The sequence below is a fragment of the Nocardia sp. NPDC055321 genome (genome assembly GCF_053645575.1).
In genome coordinates, this window is sequence record NZ_JBSHMS010000012.1 from 91,853 (window position 1) to 109,977 (window position 18,125).

At 69.9% G+C, this 18,125-nt stretch carries 18 protein-coding genes; 13 read left to right on the top strand and 5 right to left on the bottom strand.

All coding sequences use genetic code 11. From position 1 onward, the window contains the following. Positions 1-2: 2 nt before the first annotated feature. The 3 genes from ACWIGI_RS20445 to ACWIGI_RS20455 all read right to left on the bottom strand — a co-directional run bounded on the left by ACWIGI_RS20445 (position 3) and on the right by ACWIGI_RS20455 (position 2,798). The gene (locus tag ACWIGI_RS20445; protein WP_454203988.1) at positions 3-1,511 is read right to left on the bottom strand and encodes an NCS1 family nucleobase:cation symporter-1; all 1,509 of its coding nucleotides are present in this window, start codon (positions 1,509-1,511) and stop codon (positions 3-5) included. An 88-nt stretch (positions 1,512-1,599) separates the two neighbouring features. Then, entirely contained in the window at positions 1,600-2,334 is a 735-nt protein-coding gene (locus tag ACWIGI_RS20450) for a GntR family transcriptional regulator (RefSeq protein WP_454203989.1), read from the bottom strand. A gap of 29 nt (positions 2,335-2,363) precedes the next feature. Next, positions 2,364-2,798: a MarR family winged helix-turn-helix transcriptional regulator gene (locus ACWIGI_RS20455; RefSeq protein WP_454203990.1), complete on the bottom strand. Its 435-nt coding sequence runs from the start codon at positions 2,796-2,798 to the stop codon at positions 2,364-2,366. 86 nt (positions 2,799-2,884) lie between these two features. Between ACWIGI_RS20455 and ACWIGI_RS20460 the strand changes: the two genes are divergently transcribed. The 10 genes from ACWIGI_RS20460 (at position 2,885) to acs (ending at position 13,983) form a co-directional block, all read left to right on the top strand. Then, a complete protein-coding gene (locus ACWIGI_RS20460) occupies positions 2,885-4,300 on the top strand; it encodes a DHA2 family efflux MFS transporter permease subunit (RefSeq protein ID WP_454203991.1) in 1,416 nt (471 codons plus the stop codon). 90 nt (positions 4,301-4,390) lie between these two features. Next, positions 4,391-4,906: a peptide-methionine (S)-S-oxide reductase MsrA gene (gene msrA, locus ACWIGI_RS20465; RefSeq protein WP_454203992.1), complete on the top strand. Its 516-nt coding sequence runs from the start codon at positions 4,391-4,393 to the stop codon at positions 4,904-4,906. 155 nt (positions 4,907-5,061) lie between these two features. Then, entirely contained in the window at positions 5,062-5,514 is a 453-nt protein-coding gene (locus tag ACWIGI_RS20470; protein WP_454203993.1) for a flavodoxin family protein, read from the top strand. Further along, positions 5,514-6,686, top strand: a complete 1,173-nt coding sequence (locus ACWIGI_RS20475; protein ID WP_454204162.1) for a sensor histidine kinase — start codon at positions 5,514-5,516, stop codon at positions 6,684-6,686. Before ACWIGI_RS20470 ends, ACWIGI_RS20475 begins: the two co-directional genes overlap by 1 nt. A gap of 53 nt (positions 6,687-6,739) precedes the next feature. Beyond that, the gene (locus ACWIGI_RS20480; RefSeq protein WP_454203994.1) at positions 6,740-7,519 is read left to right on the top strand and encodes a LytR/AlgR family response regulator transcription factor; all 780 of its coding nucleotides are present in this window, start codon (positions 6,740-6,742) and stop codon (positions 7,517-7,519) included. 193 nt (positions 7,520-7,712) lie between these two features. Continuing rightward, positions 7,713-8,075, top strand: a complete 363-nt coding sequence (locus tag ACWIGI_RS20485) for a hypothetical protein (RefSeq protein ID WP_454203995.1) — start codon at positions 7,713-7,715, stop codon at positions 8,073-8,075. A 1-nt stretch (position 8,076) separates the two neighbouring features. After that, complete coding sequence (locus ACWIGI_RS20490; protein ID WP_454203996.1) at positions 8,077-9,831, top strand: sodium/solute symporter; 1,755 nt, start codon at positions 8,077-8,079, stop codon at positions 9,829-9,831. Positions 9,832-10,006: 175 nt separating this feature from the next. Continuing rightward, positions 10,007-10,363 (top strand): DUF485 domain-containing protein, encoded by a 357-nt coding sequence (locus ACWIGI_RS20495; RefSeq protein ID WP_454203997.1) that lies wholly within the window; start codon positions 10,007-10,009, stop codon positions 10,361-10,363. Further along, positions 10,360-11,988: a solute symporter family protein gene (locus ACWIGI_RS20500; RefSeq protein WP_454203998.1), complete on the top strand. Its 1,629-nt coding sequence runs from the start codon at positions 10,360-10,362 to the stop codon at positions 11,986-11,988. The genes ACWIGI_RS20495 and ACWIGI_RS20500 overlap by 4 nt, the downstream gene beginning before the upstream one ends. Positions 11,989-12,030: 42 nt before the next feature. Then, the gene (gene acs, locus ACWIGI_RS20505) at positions 12,031-13,983 is read left to right on the top strand and encodes an acetate--CoA ligase (protein WP_454203999.1); all 1,953 of its coding nucleotides are present in this window, start codon (positions 12,031-12,033) and stop codon (positions 13,981-13,983) included. 7 nt (positions 13,984-13,990) lie between these two features. On the opposite strand, the gene ACWIGI_RS20510 is transcribed toward acs, so the two are convergent. Both ACWIGI_RS20510 and ACWIGI_RS20515 read right to left on the bottom strand, forming a co-directional pair. Next, a complete protein-coding gene (locus ACWIGI_RS20510) occupies positions 13,991-14,395 on the bottom strand; it encodes a DoxX family protein (RefSeq protein WP_454204000.1) in 405 nt (134 codons plus the stop codon). Then, on the bottom strand, positions 14,392-14,916 hold the full coding sequence (locus tag ACWIGI_RS20515) for a hypothetical protein (protein WP_454204001.1): 525 nt from the start codon (positions 14,914-14,916) through the stop codon (positions 14,392-14,394). The genes ACWIGI_RS20510 and ACWIGI_RS20515 overlap by 4 nt, the downstream gene beginning before the upstream one ends. Before the next feature lie 224 nt (positions 14,917-15,140). Here ACWIGI_RS20515 and ACWIGI_RS20520 point away from each other — a divergent pair, with 224 nt between their 5' ends. From ACWIGI_RS20520 to ACWIGI_RS20530, 3 genes are read left to right on the top strand one after another with little or no spacing between them, the layout of a single operon-like run. Beyond that, positions 15,141-15,803 carry a LuxR C-terminal-related transcriptional regulator gene (locus ACWIGI_RS20520; protein ID WP_454204002.1) on the top strand — a complete coding sequence of 221 codons (663 nt, stop codon included), beginning with the start codon at positions 15,141-15,143 and terminating at the stop codon, positions 15,801-15,803. Further along, on the top strand, positions 15,800-17,098 hold the full coding sequence (locus ACWIGI_RS20525; RefSeq protein ID WP_454204003.1) for a sensor histidine kinase: 1,299 nt from the start codon (positions 15,800-15,802) through the stop codon (positions 17,096-17,098). The genes ACWIGI_RS20520 and ACWIGI_RS20525 overlap by 4 nt, the downstream gene beginning before the upstream one ends. Continuing rightward, on the top strand, positions 17,085-18,125 hold the full coding sequence (locus ACWIGI_RS20530; RefSeq protein WP_454204004.1) for a hypothetical protein: 1,041 nt from the start codon (positions 17,085-17,087) through the stop codon (positions 18,123-18,125). The genes ACWIGI_RS20525 and ACWIGI_RS20530 overlap by 14 nt, the downstream gene beginning before the upstream one ends.

An 18,125-nucleotide genomic window follows, 5' to 3' on the forward strand; every position in this document is an offset into this window, starting at 1 on the left:
TCTCACCGGCTTTCGGTAGGGGTCGGGGTCAGGCGCAGTGGGCCGCGGGTGGCGAGCAGGTAGTAGCAGGCCAGGCCGATGCCGCAGCCGATGAACCAGCTGTACTGCGCCGCGGTGTACATGCCGGTGATCGAGCCCGAGGTCAGGACCGGGAAGACCGCGACGAGCGCGCCCGCGGCCGTCGCGGCGATCGCGGCCGGGTTGTATCCCCCGCGGTACCAGTAGGTTCCGTGCTCGGACATGGTGAACAACTCGTCCACGATCACCCGCTGCTTGCGCACCAGGTAGTAGTCGGCGATCAGGACGCCGAACAGCGGTCCGATGAACGCGCCCAGCGTTTCCAGGGTGTAGTGGATGACGTCGGGATTGTTGTAGAGGTTCCACGGCGTGATGAGCACCGACCCGATCGCCGCGATCATGCCGCCCATGCGCCAGCTGATGCGCTGCGGGCTCACGTGAGAGAAGTCGAAGGCGGGGGAGATGAAGTTGGCGACGATATTGATGCCGATCGTGGCGATGGTGAACGTCAGCGCGCCCAGCACGATCGCGAAGGTGTTGTCGATGCGCGCCACCGTCGCCACCGGATCGGTGATGAGCTCGCCGTAGACCGGGATGGTCAGCGACGCGGTGACGACCACGAGCAGGGAGAACACCAGGAAGTTCACCGGCAGCCCGAGCAGGTTGCCGCGCTTGACCGCCGCGAAGGTGCGCCCGTAGCGGGAGAAGTCACCGAAGTTCAGCATCGGCCCGGAGAAGTACGACACGACCAGCGCGATCGCGCCCAGCATGACCGGCACCGCCGACCAGCCCGTCAGGGTGGCCGTCTGGCCCATGTTCAGGTCGATCCCGCTCCACCCGGCCTTGTAGATGAGGTATCCGCACAGGATGAACATGACCACGTAGACCGCCGGCCCGCAGAAGTCGATGAACCTGCGAATCGATTCCATGCCGCGCCAGAACACCGCCGCCTGTAATACCCACAGAATGAGATAGCTCACCCAGCCGAGTGCCGAGAGCCCCAGGAATCCGTAGTCGTCGACCACCGCGTAGGGCGCCAGATCCGGAAAGAGTTTGATCAATGCCACATTCAGCGCGGCCGAGGCGAGGAATGTTTGAATTCCGTACCAGGCCACCGCGATCAAGCCGCGAATAATGGCCGGGATATTCGCGCCTATCACGCCGAACGAGCTGCGGCACATGACCGGATACGGCACGCCCGTCACCTGGCTGGGTTTGGCCACCAGGTTGCAGAGCCCGTACACGATCGTGATGCCCACGACCAGCGCGATGAGCACCTGCCAGCTGTGCAGTCCGAGTGCGAACAGGCTGCCCGCGGTGACGTAGCCGCCGACCGAGTGCACATCCGACATCCAGAAGGCGAAGATATTGTAGGTGCCCCACGTCTGCTTTTTCAGCGGCGCGAGGTCGTCGTTGACGAGCCTGGGATGGTAAGCCGGATCGATGGTCGCCGCGGGCGGCGGCGGTGATTCCGGCGCAACGGTATCGGTCATGTCGCACATCCGATCTCGAAAAGTCCCGGCATTCGGAACGTCGTGTGCGAAACGGTATCGAGCGGGTATTGCCCCGGCGTTGCGAAAACTATATATCTTTCGGCGTCTGCGAATCGGCGAACAATCCGGTGTCGGTGGGCAGTCGCGACAGCACCCCGTGCAGGCGGGTGTGGTGCGCGGCGGTGGCGGCCAGCAGCGCATCCGCGTCCCGGGCCAGGAATGCCGCGAGCTGGCGGCTGTGATCGGCGTGCAGGACCACCCGGTCGCCCGCGCTGGCGTGCACCATCGGCTGCACGGGTTCGGTGATGTTCCAGGCGTATTCGAGCATGTGCAGCACCCGCGGCATGCCGGACGCGCGCACCAGAGCGAGGTGGAAGTTACGGGTCTCGCGGTGGTAGGCGACGGCGTCCTGCGCCAGGGCGGCCTGTTCGAGCCGGGCGTGGGTCGCGGTCGCCAGTTCGTGGTCGGCCGCGGTGGCCCGCCGCACCGCCGCCGCGAGCGCCGCGGTCTCGAGGCTTTCCCGCACCACGTACAGCTCGCGCAGTTCGGCCGCGGTCAGCAGGGTGACCTGATATCCGAAATTGGCCCGGTGCTCGACGAGACCCTCGCCGATGAGCACCTGCAGCGATTCCCGGACCGGGATCACGCTCACCCCGAACACCCGCGCCAGCTCACCCAGCGGCAGCCCGGTCCCCGGCGGCAGGTTGCCCTCGCGGATCAGCCGCCGCAGTTCGGCCAGGATCTCCGGCTGCGAATATCCGCGGCGGGCGTCGTCGGCGGGGGTGAGCTGCGGCAGCGCGGGCAGCCGCGGTCGGGAAGGCATCGGCCCACGGTAGCGGTCCGGCGCCCGGTTCACAGCTCGGAGGCGTCGTATCCCAGTGCCTTGAGCGCGAGCTCGTGCAGCGTCGCGCGTTCGCTCGGGCTGAGCCGATACAGCAGCTCGTCGGTGGCCTCGGCGAGGCGCGCGTCGGTCTCGTGCCGTTTGCGATCGCCGGCGGGGGTGAGCGCCAGCCGGTATTTGCGCCGGTCGTGGGAGTCGCGGGTCCGGCTGACCAGGCCCGCCTTCTCCAGGGTGTCGACCAGCCGGACCACCTCGCTGCGGTCGATGGCGAGCGCGCCGGCCATGTCCTGCTGGGTGATCTCGGTGTACTCCGCGAGGTAGGTCAGCACCCAGTGCTCGCGCAGCTCGGTGCCGAGCCGGGTGTGCACGCCCTTGTGCAGCTTGCCGAACGCGTACGTCGGGTATCGCAGCAGGCCCCGGGGGTGGTAGTCGCGGTCTTCGGTCACCCGCCGAGTATATCTATTGTTGAGTTGCTCAATCATTGTTATCGTCAGCAGTTGAAGTACTCAATCACTATCCGTAGGAGATTCCGATGACGCGTATGCGTTCGGATGCCAACGCCCCCAACACTTTCGATGCCACCGAGCCGATTCCCGCGCACGTCTGGCGCACCGCCGCCGTGGTCGTGTTCGGGGCGGTCATGGGCATGCTCGACACCTCACTGGTGAACATCGGCCTGCATACGATCGGCGCGGACCTGGGCGCCGATCTGGCCACGATCCAGTGGGTGGCCAGCGGTTATCTACTCGCCCTTGGCGTTTCGCTCACCCTGTGCGGCTGGCTCGCGCGCCGGGTCGGCGTCGGGCGGCTGTGGGTGCTGGCGCTGGCCGGGTTCACGCTCACCTCGGCGGCCTGTGCCGTCGCGCCCACGGCCGGCTGGCTCATCGCGCTGCGCATCGCGCAGGGCCTGGCCGCCGGGATCATGATTCCGGCCGGGCAGACGATTCTCGGCCAGGCCGCCGGTCCCCCGCGCATGGGCCGGGTCATGGGCGTGGTCGGTATCGCGGTGGTCGGCGCGCCCGCGCTCGGGCCGACCGTCGGCGGGCTCATGCTGGCCCATTGGAGCTGGGAATGGCTGTTTCTGATCAACATCCCGTTCGGGCTCGTCGGGATCGCCCTGGGACTGCGGTATCTGCCGCTGGACAGGGGCGCGCCGGTGCAGCGGCTCGATATCGCCGGCCTGGCCATGGCGGCGGGCGGCGTGACCGCCGTGGTCTACGGGCTGTCCGAACTCGCCGTCTCCACGTCCTCGGTGCTCACCGTGTGGCTGCCGATCGCGCTCGGCCTGGCCGCGCTCACCGTTTTCGTGGTGCGCACCGCGCGCAGTGCCCGCCCGCTGCTCGATGTGCGGATGTTCGCCGATCGGGTGTTCGCCGCGGCCAATGTCGCCGGCTTCTTCGCGGGCGCGTCCATGTTCGGGGTCATGGTGTTGCTGCCCCTGTACTTTCAGGTTCTGCAGGGCGACGGACTGATCCGCACGGGCCTCTCGCTCCTGGCGTTCGGGCTCGGCGGCGTGGTCACCGCGCCGCTCGGCGGGCGGCTCGCCGATCGGTTCGGCGGCGGGGTCATCGCGGTCGGCGGCAATCTCGCCGTCGCGGCCACCATGGCGCCGTTCGCGTTCCTGCCCGCGGACGCCAATGTGGTGCTGGTGCAGGCGCTGCTGTTCGCGGCCGGCGTGGCGACCGCGCTGGCCGGGTTCCCGCTCATCGCCGCCGCCTACGCGGCCGTGCGGCCGGATCAGCTGCCCGACGCCGCGGCCTTCGTCAATATCCTGCAGCGCGTGGGCGGCGCGGTCGGGGTGGCCGTGATCGCGGTAATCCTGTCCCGCGCAACGGCATCGCACTGGACCCTGGTTTCGGGCTATCACCTGGCCTTCGGCGCGGTCGCGGTGATGTCGGTAGGCTCGGCGGTGGCGTCGACCGTCCTGCGCCGCCATCAGCGACGCTGATCACGATCGCGGTCGCCGCGCCCGGGACTTTTCGGGCGAGGCGACGGGTTCTACCGAAGCCGAGAAAACACTCTTCATGAAGGAGGCGGCGTGAGCGACACGCGCAAGGCGATTCTGGCCGGCGGCTGTTTCTGGGGCATGCAGGATCTGATCCGCAAGCAGCCCGGGGTGCTCGAGACGCGAGTGGGGTACACCGGCGGCAGCAATGACCGCCCGACCTACCGCAACCATCCGGGCCACGCCGAGGCCGTGGAGATCGTCTACGACCCCGCGGTCACCGACTACCGGGCGCTGCTGGAGTTCCTGTTCCAGATCCACGATCCGACCACGAAGGACCGCCAGGGCAACGACATCGGCTCGAGCTATCGCTCCGCCATCTTCTACCTCGACGAGGATCAGAAGCGCGTAGCCCTCGAGACCATCGTGGATGTCGAGGATTCGGGCCTGTGGCCCGGCAAGGTGGTGACCGAGGTGACCCCCGCGAGCACCTTCTGGGAGGCCGAGCCCGAGCACCAGGACTACCTCGAGCGCTACCCCGAGGGGTACACGTGCCACTTCCCGCGCCCGGGCTGGAAGCTCCCCAAGCGCCAGACCACCGCGAACTGAGATAACCCGATGAGTCGGTGGGACCGGAGAATCCGGCCCACCGATTCGTCGTTTGACCGGCCGCTTCGACGCCAAGCCGCCCGCTCGGCGTCCCCGCGACAACCCGGCGCCCCAGATCGGACGTGCCATCGGCGGTCGGCGCTAGGCTCGTTCCCGTGCCCACGCTGCTGTTGATCCATCACACGCCATCCCCGCACATGCAGGAGATGTTCGAGGCGGTGGTGGCCGGCGCCACCGATCCCGAGATCGAAGGCGTGGAGGTGGTGCGCCGGGCGGCCCTGTCCGTGACCGCGAGCGATGTCCTGGCCGCCGACGGCTATCTACTCGGCACCCCCGCCAATCTCGGCTACATGTCCGGCGCGCTCAAGCACGCGTTCGACACCTTCTACTACCCCTGCCTGGACTCGACCGGCGGCCGACCGTACGGGCTGTACATCCACGGCAATCAGGGGACCGAGGGCGCCGAGCGCAGTGTGCTCGCCGCCGCGACCGGGCTCGGCTGGGAGCCGGGGGCCGCGCCGGTGATCCTGTCCGGGCCGCCCGGCAAGGCGGACCTGGAGCGCTGCTGGGAACTCGGGGCGACGCTCGCCGCCCAGCTCATGCCGTGATCGCCACCGCGGCGGCCATCTTGGTGGCGGGGGCGCTCATCGCCGGGGCGCTGCTGGCGTGGCCGCGCACCCGGCGGTCGGTCACCACACCCGCCGAGCGTGCGGTGCACGCGGCGCTGCACACCGCCGCGCTGGCGGCTAAACCGTTGCGGCGCGGGCTCACCGAGGAATCGGCCGAGGCCGCCGCACCGCATCTGCGGGCGCTCACCGGGGCCGAGGCGCTCGGTATCGCCGGGCCCGGCGGGGAGTTACTGGCTTGGGACGGAACGCATTTCGGGCTCTCGGAGGTGTTCGGGGACGCCGCGCGGCGCGCCATCGCGGGGGAGCGGCCGGTGTTGATCGCCGGGGACGACGGGTACACCCTCATCGCCCAGCCGCTGGTGAGCGAGCACAGCGGCATGGTCGGCGCGCTCGGCGCGGTGACCCGTGAGCAACCCGGTCCGGGGTTGCTGGGTGCGGTCGCCGAGGTGGCCCGATACGCCTGCGGGCAGATCGAATTGGCCGAACTCGACGCCTCGCGCGCGCGGTTGGATCGCGCCGAGGTGCGGGCGCTGCGGGCCCAGATCAGCCCGCACTTCATCTACAACGCGCTCAACACCATCGCCTCGTTCGTGCGCACCGACCCGAGCCGAGCCCGCGAACTCATTCTCGATTTCGCGGACTTCACCAGGTACTCCTTCCGCACCGCGGGCGAATTCACCTCCCTCGCCGACGAATTGGGCAATATCGACCGGTACCTGGCGCTCGAGCGCGCCCGCTTCGGCGACGCCCTGCGCGTGCGATTGCAGATCGCGCCCGAGGTGCTGACCGTGGTCCTGCCGTTCCTGGCCCTGCAACCCCTGGTGGAGAACGCCGTGCGGCACGGCCTGGCGAGCAAACCCGGTGGCGGCACGCTGAGCATTCTGGCCGAGGACGCCGGCGCGGACTGCGTCATCAGCGTCGAGGACGACGGCGTCGGCATGGACCCCGAACTGCTGCGCTCGGGCGCGCTGGACGCCATCGAGACCGGCTCGGGCACCGCCGAATCCGCGCACGTCGGCCTGGCCAACGTGGACGACCGGCTGCGCGCGGCCTTCGGCAACGACTACGGCCTCGTGGTGGAGACCGCGCCCGGCTCGGGCACCAAGGTCAGCATGCGGGTGCCCAAGTTCCGCGCGGGCATCAGCGCCTGAATCGTCCGTATCATCCGGGCCGAACCGTTCGCTGCCGTTACTATGGACCGACTGTGACCAGGACCAGCGAAAACTCGGACGCCGCACTGCGCGTGCTGGCCGTCGACGACGAATCCCCGGCCCTGGACGAGTTGGTCTACCTGCTGCGCGCCCAGCCCGGCATCGGCGAGATCCACGCCGCCGGCAACGCCACCGGCGCCCTGCGCCTCTTGCGCGCCCACCAGATCGACGCCGTCTTCCTCGACATCAACATGCCCGGCCTCGACGGCCTGGAACTGGCCGGCATACTCACCGAGTTCGCGCGCCCGCCCGCCGTGGTCTTCGTGACCGCGCACGAGGACCGCGCCGTGGCCGCCTTCGACCTGGGCGCGGTTGACTACCTGCTCAAACCCCTGCGCGAAGCCCGCCTCGCCGAAGCCGTCCGCCGCATCCAGGCCGCCCGCGCCCTGCCCGCCCCCGCCGAAAACCGGGCCGATCCGCACGAGGTCATCCCCGTCGAACTCGGCGGCGCGACCACCCTGGTCCCGCGCGCCAGCGTCAGCTGGGTGGAGGCCGACGGCGACTACTCCCGCCTGCACACCACCACCGGCTCCCACCTGGTCCGGATTCCGCTCTCCGAACTCGAATCCCGCTGGCAGGAGGCGGGTTTCGTCCGCATCCACCGCTCCTACCTGATAGCCCTGCGCCTGGTGACGGGCCTGCGGACGGTAGGCACCGGCACCGTCGTCTGCCTCCAGGCCGAAGGCACCGCCCGCGCGGTGGAACTCCCCGTCAGCCGCCGCCAGGTCCGCGACCTCAAACAGCGCCTCCTGCACCCCAGGCCCGGTCGATGACGTCCCGCCGCATGCCGAGAGCGGCCCTCCGCTCAGGTGGAATGGGCTGCGGCGCAGTGGAAGCCGCTGTCGAGCAAGCCCCGCTGCTCTCCCATGCCGAGCTCGATCGGCGGTCCGATACGAGGCTCGGCGCAGGCGTGCGGCCACGACGGCGGGTCGACCGGGCCCCGCGGTGTGCGCCCGGAGCCCGGCGATGACCGGCGAACAGCGCCCGCGCGAGCGCGTCGTGCTGGCGCAGCGGCGGGGCGCGCGGCTCGTGCGGACGCGGGTCGAGGTCGCCGAGCAGACCGAGATCGGGGCGGCCATGATCGGCGGGCTGATCCGGGCGCAGTTCGGGTTGGCGGTGCGGGTCGCGCTGGTGGTCGTGGGGGTGCTGGGGGCACTGCCGCTGCTGTTCACGCTGGGGCCGCTCGGGGCGGCGACGGTGTTCGGGGTGCGGGTGCCGTGGCTGCTGCTGGGGGTCGCGGTGTATCCGCTGCTGTACGCGGCGGGCCGGGTGTTCGTGCGGCTCTCGGACCGCAACGAGCAGGACTTCGGCGAATTGACCGGGGACTGAGGTGAACTCGCAGCCGGTATCGGGGCTGACCGTCGCGGCGCTGCTGCTCGCCGCGATCACCAGCATCGCCATCGGCGTCTACGGCGTGCGCCTGGCCCGCACCACCTCGGACTTCCTGGTCGCCTCGCGCTCGGTGGGGCCGCGCTGGAACGCCGCCGCCATCTCCGGTGAGTACCTCTCGGCCGCATCATTTCTCGGCGTCGCCGGACTGATCGCCAAATACGGGGCCGACGCCCTGTGGTACCCGGTCGGTTTCACCGCCGGATACCTGGGCCTGCTGCTGTTCGTCGCCGCGCCGCTGCGCCGCTCCGGGGCCTACACCATGCCGGACTTCGTGGAGTTCCGGCTCGGATCGCGCCCGGTGCGCAAGCTCGCCGCGCTGGTCGTGGTGCTCATCTGCGCGGTCTACCTGATCCCGCAATTCCAGGGCGCGGGACTGACATTGCGCATTCTGCTGGGTGTGCCCGGCTGGGTGGGCGCGGTCGCGGTGGGCGCCATCGTCATCGGCACGGTGGCGGGCGGCGGCATGCGCTCGATCACCTTCGTGCAGGCGTTCCAGTACTGGCTCAAACTGACCGCCATCGCGATTCCCGCGCTGGTGCTGCTCGCGCATTTCCTCGGTGCGGATCGCGACATCGGTTCGCCCGCACCGCCGACCGTGGCCCAGCGCACCAGCGTCGACATCACCACCGACGTCGTGGTGCGCCTGGACGAGCCGCAGAGCATGTGGGTCAGCGGCACCCTGGACGACGCCCCGACAGAGCGCACCGTGCGCCTGCTGCCGGGCGAACACGAACTCGGCGCCGGCAGCACCCTGATCCTGGACGCGGGCGCCCGCGTCCCGGTGGTCGTCGGCGCACCCGACACCGGTGCGGACTGGCTCGCCCCCGGCAGCGGACTCGGCGGCCCGCACCCGCTCTACCAGGTCTACTCCCTGATCATCGCGACGTTCCTGGGCACCATGGGCCTGCCGCACGTCCTGGTGCGCTTCTACACCAATCCCGACGGACGGGCCGCGCGCACAACGGCTTCCGCTGTCATCGGCCTGGTCGGGTTCTTCTACCTCTTCCCCGTGATACTCGGCGTCTGCGCCCGCCTGTACGTGCCGCAGCTGCTGATCACCGGCGCCTCGGACGCCGCGGTGCTGCTGCTGCCCGGCTCGGTGCTCTCCGGCCTGCCCGGTCAACTGCTGGGCGCGCTGGTCGCGGCCGGAGCCATCGCCGCGTTCCTGTCCACCTCCTCCGGCCTGCTGGTCAGCATCGCGGGCGTGCTCGGCACCGACGTGCTGCGGGGCCGCATTCGCGACTTCCGCCTGGCCGCGGTGGTTGCGGGCCTTGTCCCCCTGGGGCTTTCGCAGGCCGTCACCGCGCTGGACCTCTCGCGCTCGGTCGGCCTGGCCTTCGCGGTCGCCGCCTCCACCCTGTGTCCGCTCCTGGTGCTGGGCATCTGGTGGCGCGGGCTCACCGCCGCGGGCGCCGCGGTGGGCCTGTTGGTCGGTGGCGCGCTCGCGGGCGGCGCGACCGTGGTCTCGGTCCTGGGCGGCGTCCCGGAAGATCTCGCAGGCGGCTGGCTCGCGGCCGTGCTGAGTTATCCGGCCGCGGTGAGCGTTCCGCTGGCCACGGCCGCCATGATCGGGGTCAGCCTGCTCACCCGCCGCCAATCCGCCCGCACGATCGGCCGCGTCTTCATCCGCATGCACGCCCCCGAACCGCTCGGCATGGGCGCGGATCGCGAGCGCGGCCTGCGCTCGGCCTGAGCCCCGATCACCCGCTCGACCGGGTGATCATCGGCGAACCGTTCGTCGCGCGAACCCGACCGTTCACCGCACAGCCCGGCACCTTCACCGAGTGAGCCAGGCCACACCATGTTTCGCGCACCCCGTCCTCGATACCGTCACCGGGAGTAAGCCACATCACACGCTAGGAACTCCGATGAGCAGTATCGAACTCGGGAAGGGTGAGCCCCCGCGCACCCCGACCGCAGCGGACTTCGTCGCCGCCCAAGCCAGTCCGCAGTTCCAGGAGTTACGAAACAGGTTGCGCCGCTTCGTGTTCCCCATGACCGGCCTGTTTCTGGCCTGGTACGTGGTGTATGTGCTGCTCGGCGCGTACGCCCACGACTTCATGGCCACCGAGGTGGTCGGCAACATCAACGTCGGACTGCTGCTCGGGCTGGGCCAGTTCGTCTCCACCTTCGTGATCACCGCGCTCTACGTGCGCTTCGCCGATCGCGAACTCGACCCCCGGGCCGCCGCCCTGCGCGCCGAGCTGGAAGGGACCGCGGAATGAACCTCCTGGCCAGCGGAGAAACGGTCGGCAGCCCGATCGCCAACATCTCCATTTTCGCGGTCTTCGTCGCGGTCACCATGGTCGTGGTGATCCGAGCCAGCCGCAACAACTCCACCGCCGCGGACTTCTTCACCGCCGGCGGCGGCTTCTCCGGCCCGCAGAACGGCATCGCCATCGCTGGCGACTACCTCTCGGCGGCGTCCTTCCTCGGCATCGCCGGGGCCATCGCGGTCTACGGCTACGACGGCTTCCTCTACTCCATCGGCTTCCTGGTCGCCTGGCTCGTCGCCCTGCTGCTGGTCGCCGAAATGCTCAGGAACACCGGCAAATTCACCATGGCCGACGTGCTGAGCTTCCGGCTCCGGCAGGGCCCGGTCCGCACCGCGGCCGCCCTGTCCACGCTCACCGTCTCGCTGTTCTACCTGCTCGCGCAGATGGCGGGCGCCGGCGGTCTGGTGGCACTGCTGCTCGATATCGATTCGCGCGCCGGGCAATCGGTGGTCATCGCGGTCGTCGGCGTGCTCATGATCCTGTACGTGCTCATCGGCGGTATGAAGGGCACCACCTGGGTGCAGATCATCAAGGCGGTGCTGCTGATCACCGGCGCGGCCGTCATGACCTTCATGGTGCTGGCCAAGTTCGGCTTCAACCTGTCCGAAATCCTCGGCTCCGCACAGCAGCACGTCTCCGAGTCGACCAACAAGGCGGTCGCCGCCCGCGACGTGCTCGCCCCCGGCGCGCAGTACGGCGGCAGCGAGATGTCCAAGCTGAACTTCGTCTCCCTGGGCCTGGCCCTGGTGCTCGGCACGGCCGGCCTGCCGCACGTGCTCATGCGCTTCTACACCGTCCCGACCGCCAAGGAAGCCCGCCGCTCGGTGGTGTGGGCCATCGGCCTGATCGGCGCGTTCTACGTGTTCACCCTGGTGCTGGGCTACGGCGCGGCCGCCATCGTCGGCCCGGACAAGATCCTGGCCGCGGCCGGCGGTCAGAACTCCGCGGCCCCGCTGCTGGCCTTCGAACTCGGCGGCGTGGTGCTGCTCGGCATCATCTCCGCGGTCGCCTTCGCGACCATTCTCGCGGTGGTCGCGGGCCTGACCATCACCGCGTCGGCCTCCTTCGCGCACGACATCTACGCCGGAGTCATCAAGCGCGGCAAGGTCGGCGAGTCCGAACAGGTGCGGGTCTCACGTATCACCGCGGTGGTCATCGGCCTGCTCGCCATCGGCCTGGGCATCCTGGCCAACGGCCAGAACATCGCCTTCCTGGTGGCGCTGGCCTTCGCGGTGGCGGCCTCGGCGAACCTGCCGACCATCCTGTACTCGCTGTTCTGGAAGCGCTTCAACACCTCCGGCGCGCTCTGGAGCATGTACGGCGGCCTGATTTCCACCATCGTGCTGATCGTGTTCTCCCCGGCGGTCTCGGGTTCCAAGACCGCCATGATCCCGAGCCGCGACTTCGACTTCTTCCCGCTGTCGAACCCGGGCATCGTGTCGATTCCCCTGGCCTTCGTGCTCGGTATCGCCGGCACGCTGCTGAGCCGGACCCCCGAGGACCCGGACAAGGCCGCCGAGATGGAGGTGCGCGCCCTCACCGGCGTCGGCGCCGAGAAGGCCGTCTCGCACTGAAACACCCCGCCCCGCCGCCCTTTTCGAATGGAGATCCCAGCAATGACCAGCATGATGGAACGCGACCACGACGACCGGGCCGCCTATCCGCCCAGCGCCGAGTTCGCCGCCTCCGCCAATGCGAACCAGGCTCTCCTCGATCGGGCGGCGGCGGACCGGGAGGCCTTCTGGGCCGAACAGGCGAGCCGCCTGCACTGGGCCGAGCCGTGGACCCGCGTATTGGACTGGGACGACGCGCCCTTCGCGAAATGGTTCGTGGACGGCAAGCTGAACGTCGCCTACAACTGCGTGGACCGGCACGTGCTGGACGGTCACGGCGAGCAGGTCGCCATCCACTGGGAGGGTGAGCCCGGCGATTCCCGCGCCATCACCTACGCCGAACTGCTGGCCGAAGTGTCCAGGGCGGCCAATCAATTCACGGCCCTGGGCCTGCAGGCCGGTGACCGGGTGGCGGTGTACATGCCCATGGTCCCCGAAGCCATCGTCACCATGCTGGCCTGCGCGCGACTGGGCCTGGTGCACTCGGTGGTCTTCGCCGGCTTCTCCGCGGGCGCGCTGTGGAACCGGATCGAGGACGCGCAGGCGCGCCTGGTGGTGACCACCGACGGGCAGTGGCGGCGCGGCAAGGCCGCCCCGCTGAAGGAATCGGTCGACGAAGCGCTTGCCGGGCAGGAGAACTCGCCGGTCGAGCACGTACTGGTGGTACGGCGCACCGGGATCGAGACGCCGTGGACCGAGGGTCGCGATCTGTGGTGGGACGAGACGGTTTCCGCCGCGTCGCCGGTGCACGAGGTGCGGGCGTTCGATGCCGAGCACCCGCTGTTCATCCTGTACACCTCCGGGACCACCGGTAAGCCCAAGGGCATCCTGCACACCTCCGGCGGCTACCTGACCCAGACCTCGTACACGCACCACAACGTGTTCGACCACAAGGCCGGCACCGACGTGTACTGGTGCACCGCCGATATCGGCTGGGTGACCGGGCACTCGTACATCGTGTACGGGCCACTGTCCAACCGCGCGACCCAGGTCGTGTACGAGGGCACCCCGAACTTCCCCGACGAGCACCGGCACTGGCAGATCATCGAAAAGTACGGTGTCAGCATCTATTACACCGCCCCGACCCTGGTGCGCACGTTCATGAAATGGGGCCGCGAGATCCCCGACGCCCACGACCTGTCGAGCCTGCGCGTGCTGGGCAGCGTCGGCGAGCCGATCAACCCCGAAGCCTGGCGCTGGTACCGGGATGTGGTGGGCGCCAACAAGACCCCGGTCGTGGACACCTGGTGGCAGACCGAGACCGGCGCGATCATGATCTCCCCGCTGCCCGGAGTCACCGCCACGAAACCGGGCGCGGCCATGACTCCACTGCCCGGTATCTCGGCCACGGTGGTGGACGAGGAAGGCAACGTGGTGCAGCTGGGGGAGACCGAGGCCAACGGCTACCTGGTGCTGGATCAGCCGTGGCCGTCGATGCTGCGCGGGATCTGGGGCGACAACGACCGGTACCGCGAAACCTATTGGCAGCGTTACGCCGAGCAGGGTTGGTACTTCGCCGGTGACGGCGCGAAACTCGACACCGACGGCGACCTGTGGGTCCTGGGGCGCGTCGACGACGTCATGAACGTCTCGGGCCACCGCATCTCCACCGCCGAGGTCGAATCGGCTCTGGTGGGCCATTCGGGTGTGGCCGAAGCGGCGGTGGTCGGCGCTTCGGACGACACCACGGGTCAGGGCATCGTCGCCTTCGTCATCCTCACCGCCGAGGCGAAGGACACCGGCGACGACCTGGTCGCCGAGCTCAAAGCCGAAGTCTCGAAAGAGATCTCCCCGATCGCCCGGCCCCGGGAGATCCACGTGGTCCCGGAGCTGCCCAAGACTCGCTCGGGCAAGATCATGCGGCGGTTGCTGCGCGATGTGGCCGAGGGCCGCGAACTGGGTGACACCTCGACCCTGGTCGACCCCGGGGTCTTCGAGGCGATCACCCGGCGCTGACGGGCGCTCAGGCGCCCCGATACACCTTGCGCGCGGCCAGGATCATCGGAATCTGCAGCGGCAGGCGCAGCAGCGCACCGGCCTTGAGCACGGCCGGCTTGTCGCTGCGCAGCCATTCGCGTGCCATATAGAGATTGCCGGGGAAGACCCCCAGGAACAGCAGGACGGCCAGCGCGCCGCCGAGCCGCCGCGTGCGCGGCACGGCGAGCGCGGTGGCCACCGCCAACTCCGCGACTCCCGAGCCGTGCGTGTAGGTGCGCGGCTTGCCCGGCAACTCCGGGGGGATCAGCGCGTCGAACGGTTTGGGGGCCACGAAGTGCAGCGCCCCCATCCCGAACAGGATCGCCGACATCGCCTTCGCGGTGCCGTGCGCACCCGAAGGTGCTTTCACCAACTCATGACTCTCGCTCATGACTCCGAGCGTACGGTCAGATCGTCGAGCAGGATCATGACCTCACCCGCCGTTTTCACGACCTCCACGAGCCGGATCCGCAGGCCGAGCAATTCCGCGTCCTTGATCGGCGGATGCAGCTTTATCCCCGCCCGCTGCCACTCCGGGCTCGTATTGGTGCGGCCCAGCAGCTCTTCGCGCGGTTCCTGACCCGCCCCGCCGAGCCGGGCGTACACCCAGATCGCGGCGTGCGGCGACCGCACGTACAGGTTCAGTTCGGACAGCGTCCCGGCGATGGTGAAGGACTGCCCGGCCTTGGCCACCAGATCCACCTCGAGCCCGTCCGCGGCCTTGGAGATCAGCAGCGCCAGCGCCCGATGGTCCTCGCCCCGCTCGCCCGAGGCGTACACGCCGAGTTCCTTCACCGGCGCGCCCTCGGCGAACGTGGTCACGTGCGTCTGCGCCGCCCCGGCCCCCGCGAGTTCCCACTTGCCGGTGTCCTCGAAGTCGTCCAGCAGCACCTCGTTCGATGCGTCCGACATCCTCGCCCGTCCCTTCATCAACCTCGTCCGAGAGTCCGTACGACTCCGCCGGAAACCCTACAAGCCGAACACGCCCCGGTCAGCGTGGGAGAACGGGCCGGGCGGCCGGGCCCCGCGGGCGTGCGCGCCGTTCCCCCGATTTCTGGTGGCTGACGCACCGCGCACCCGTACGGTCATACTCGGTACGACGTTATTCGGGTGTGTGGGAAGAGGTGACGGCCGCCATGGAGGCGAAGGATTCGGGAGTACGCCGCATCGGGCTGGTCGAAGATCATGAGTCGGTGGCGATCGGCCTGGCGGCCATGCTGGCCCCGCAGCCCGATCTGGAATTGGTGATCACCGCGGGCACGGTCGCGGAATTGCTCGCGGCGCGACCGCGATTGGATCTGGTGGTGCTGGATCTGCGGCTGGCCGACGGCTCCTCACCCGAGGCGAACGTGCGCGCGCTGCGCGAATGGGGGACCGAGGTCCTCATCTTCACCGGCGCCGACAACCCCTTCATGGTGCGCGAGGCCGCCCGCGCGGGTGTGCTCGGCGTGGTGCGCAAATCCGAGGACGTGCCGACCGTGGTCGCGGCCGTGCGCCTGGCCGCCCAGGGCGAACAGGTGGTGACCACCGACTGGGCCGCCGCCATCGACGGCGACCCGCAGCTGTCCAACGTCGGCCTGAGCCCGCGCCAGCAGCAGGTCCTGCAGCTGTACGCCTCGGGGGAGAAGGCCTCGCGGGTGGCCCGGATGACCGGCCTGTCCGAACAGACCGTCAACGACTACCTCGGCCGCATCCGCCAGAAGTACGCCGACGCCGGCCGCCCCGCCCCGACCAAGACCGACCTGTACAAGCGCGCGGTGGAAGACGGCTGGCTGCCCGTCCCCGAGCGGCGCGCATGACCGCAACGGGCACGCTGGAATCCGCGCCGCCCGCGCAGTACCCCGCCGCCGGTCTCACCGCGCTCGTGCGGCGGGTACGCGGTGAGCTGACGGCGACCCCGCAGGAGGATCCGGCCACCGCCGCGTACGACCGTATCCTGCGCAGACTCGGCATCTCGTGCGGCATCGCCGGGGTGATCGTGGGCCTGGTCGAACTGCCCGAGATCGCCGAACAGGGCCGCCTGGTTCCGATCTGGTGGACGGTGTCGGCGGTGGTGCTGGCCTTCGGCTGGTATCCGGCGCTGGCCGTGGTGTCCGCGGTGGGCAGCTCGCGCGCGATTCGCTTCGTCGCCGGGTGCGCCGCACTGAGTTACCTCGGCGCACTGGTGACCATTCCCTTCGCGTGGGAGATGTCCAGCGTGCACGGCATTCTCGTGTGGCCCTACCGGGTGACCGCGCTCGCGGTGACCGCGGGCGTGCTGGCCTGGCGGCCGCGCTGGTCGGTGGCCTACCTGCTGGTCGCCGCGTCCTCGGCGGCCCTGGCCACCATCTATACGATCGCCGACATCACCCCGTTCGCCGCGGTCGAGAACTTCCTCCGGGTGGCCGGCCTGGCCTCGCTGTTCGTCTGGTGCGGTACCGCCGCGACCGGCGCGGCCGCGCGCGTGGACCGCGAGTCGGCGATCGCCGCCCGGCGCGCGGCCGCCTCGGCCGCCGCGCAGGGCCGGGACCGCGAACGCGCCCGCTTCGCCGCGCTCATTCACGACGCCGTGCTGTCCACCCTGCTCGAGGCCTCGCGCGCGGGCACGCAATCCGATGTGCTGCAACGCCAATCCGAGCGCACCCTCGAACAACTCGACGAATGCCGGGGCCGCGAACGCGATCCCGATCTGCTCGACGCTCGCTCGGCGCTGCTGTTCGTGCGCGCGGCGGTGAACGAGGTGAACCCGAGTGTCCGCTTCGCCACCCGCACCTGGCCCGGTTACGACGATCTGCGCATGCCGGTGCACGCCGCGAGCACCATCGCCGCGGCCCTGACCGAAGCGGTCCGCAACAGCCTGCGGCACGGCGCGGTCCCCGGCCGCGAGGTGCGGCGCACGGTGACCGCCACGGTCAGCGCGGGCAGCATCCGCATCGTATTCGCCGACGACGGAGCGGGTTTCGACCTCGCGGCGGTCTCGGCCGACCGGCTGGGGGTGTCGATGAGCATTCTCGGGCGCATGCGCCAGCTCGCCGGCGGTTCCGGTTTCGTGGAATCGCAGCCCGGCGAGGGCACCGTCGTGACGCTGGTCTGGGGTGGCGATGGCTCCCGCTGATCACGCCCTCGACCTGGACACCAGATACAGCCTGCGCGAACTGCTCGGGCTGCGCGGCAGCGCGGCCTGGACCTTCCTGCTCATCCTCGAGGTCACCATCGCGCTGTACATGGCGCGCAATTTCGGTCAGGCCCCGCTCTGGGCGGTGATCGTGAGCATGGCGCTCATCATGAGCGCGGGCGCGCTGGTGGTGGTGACCCCCATCGACCCGCTGCCCTTCCCGATCGCCCTGTTCGCCGCGGTGGCCGGACCCGTGGCCACCGCGCTCACCATCGTGACTCCCGCCGGGGATCGCGCCCAGCCCTCGGTGTGGACGGCGTTCGTGGCGTCCTACGTCTTCACCGGTCTGGTGCTGCGCGGGCGCATACGCACGGCCTGGGCCGGGGTCGCGGCCACCGCGGCGGTCCTCGTGGTGGCCGGGATCGGCTCGCACCTGCACCCGAACACGGTGCTCGGCACGGTGGTGCCCATCGGCACCGTCGCGGCCATCTCGGTGTTCGTCGCGGTCATGCGGCCCATGCAGAAATCCCTGCTCATCCTGCGGGAGGACGCGATGCTGCGGGCCTCGGCCGAGGCCGCCATGGACGCGGCCGAGGGCGAGCGCTCCCGCCAGCTCGCCCGCCTGGACCGGGTGGCGCGCCCGATACTCGAGCGCATCGCCGAGGGCGCGGAACTCACCGCCGCCGAACGCGAGGAGTGCCGCCTGCTCGAGGCCGAACTCCGGGACGGGCTGCGCGCGCCGCAGCTGGTCACCGACGAGCTCAGCGGCGCGGCCCGCGGCGCCCGCTTCCGCGGCGTGACGGTCGTGCTGCTGGACGACGGCGGCTTCGCGGGCGTGCCGGAATGGGTGCGCAAACGGGTGATCGACGCGGCCACAAAGGAATTGGACGCGGCCAATAGCGGGTCGGTAACCGTCCGGGTGCTGCCCCTGGGTCGCCGTGTGCTCGCGACGGTCCTGGCGCACGCCCCGGACCACGACCGCCGCACCGAGATCGACACCGACGGTCAGGTCACCGTCATGGACTGA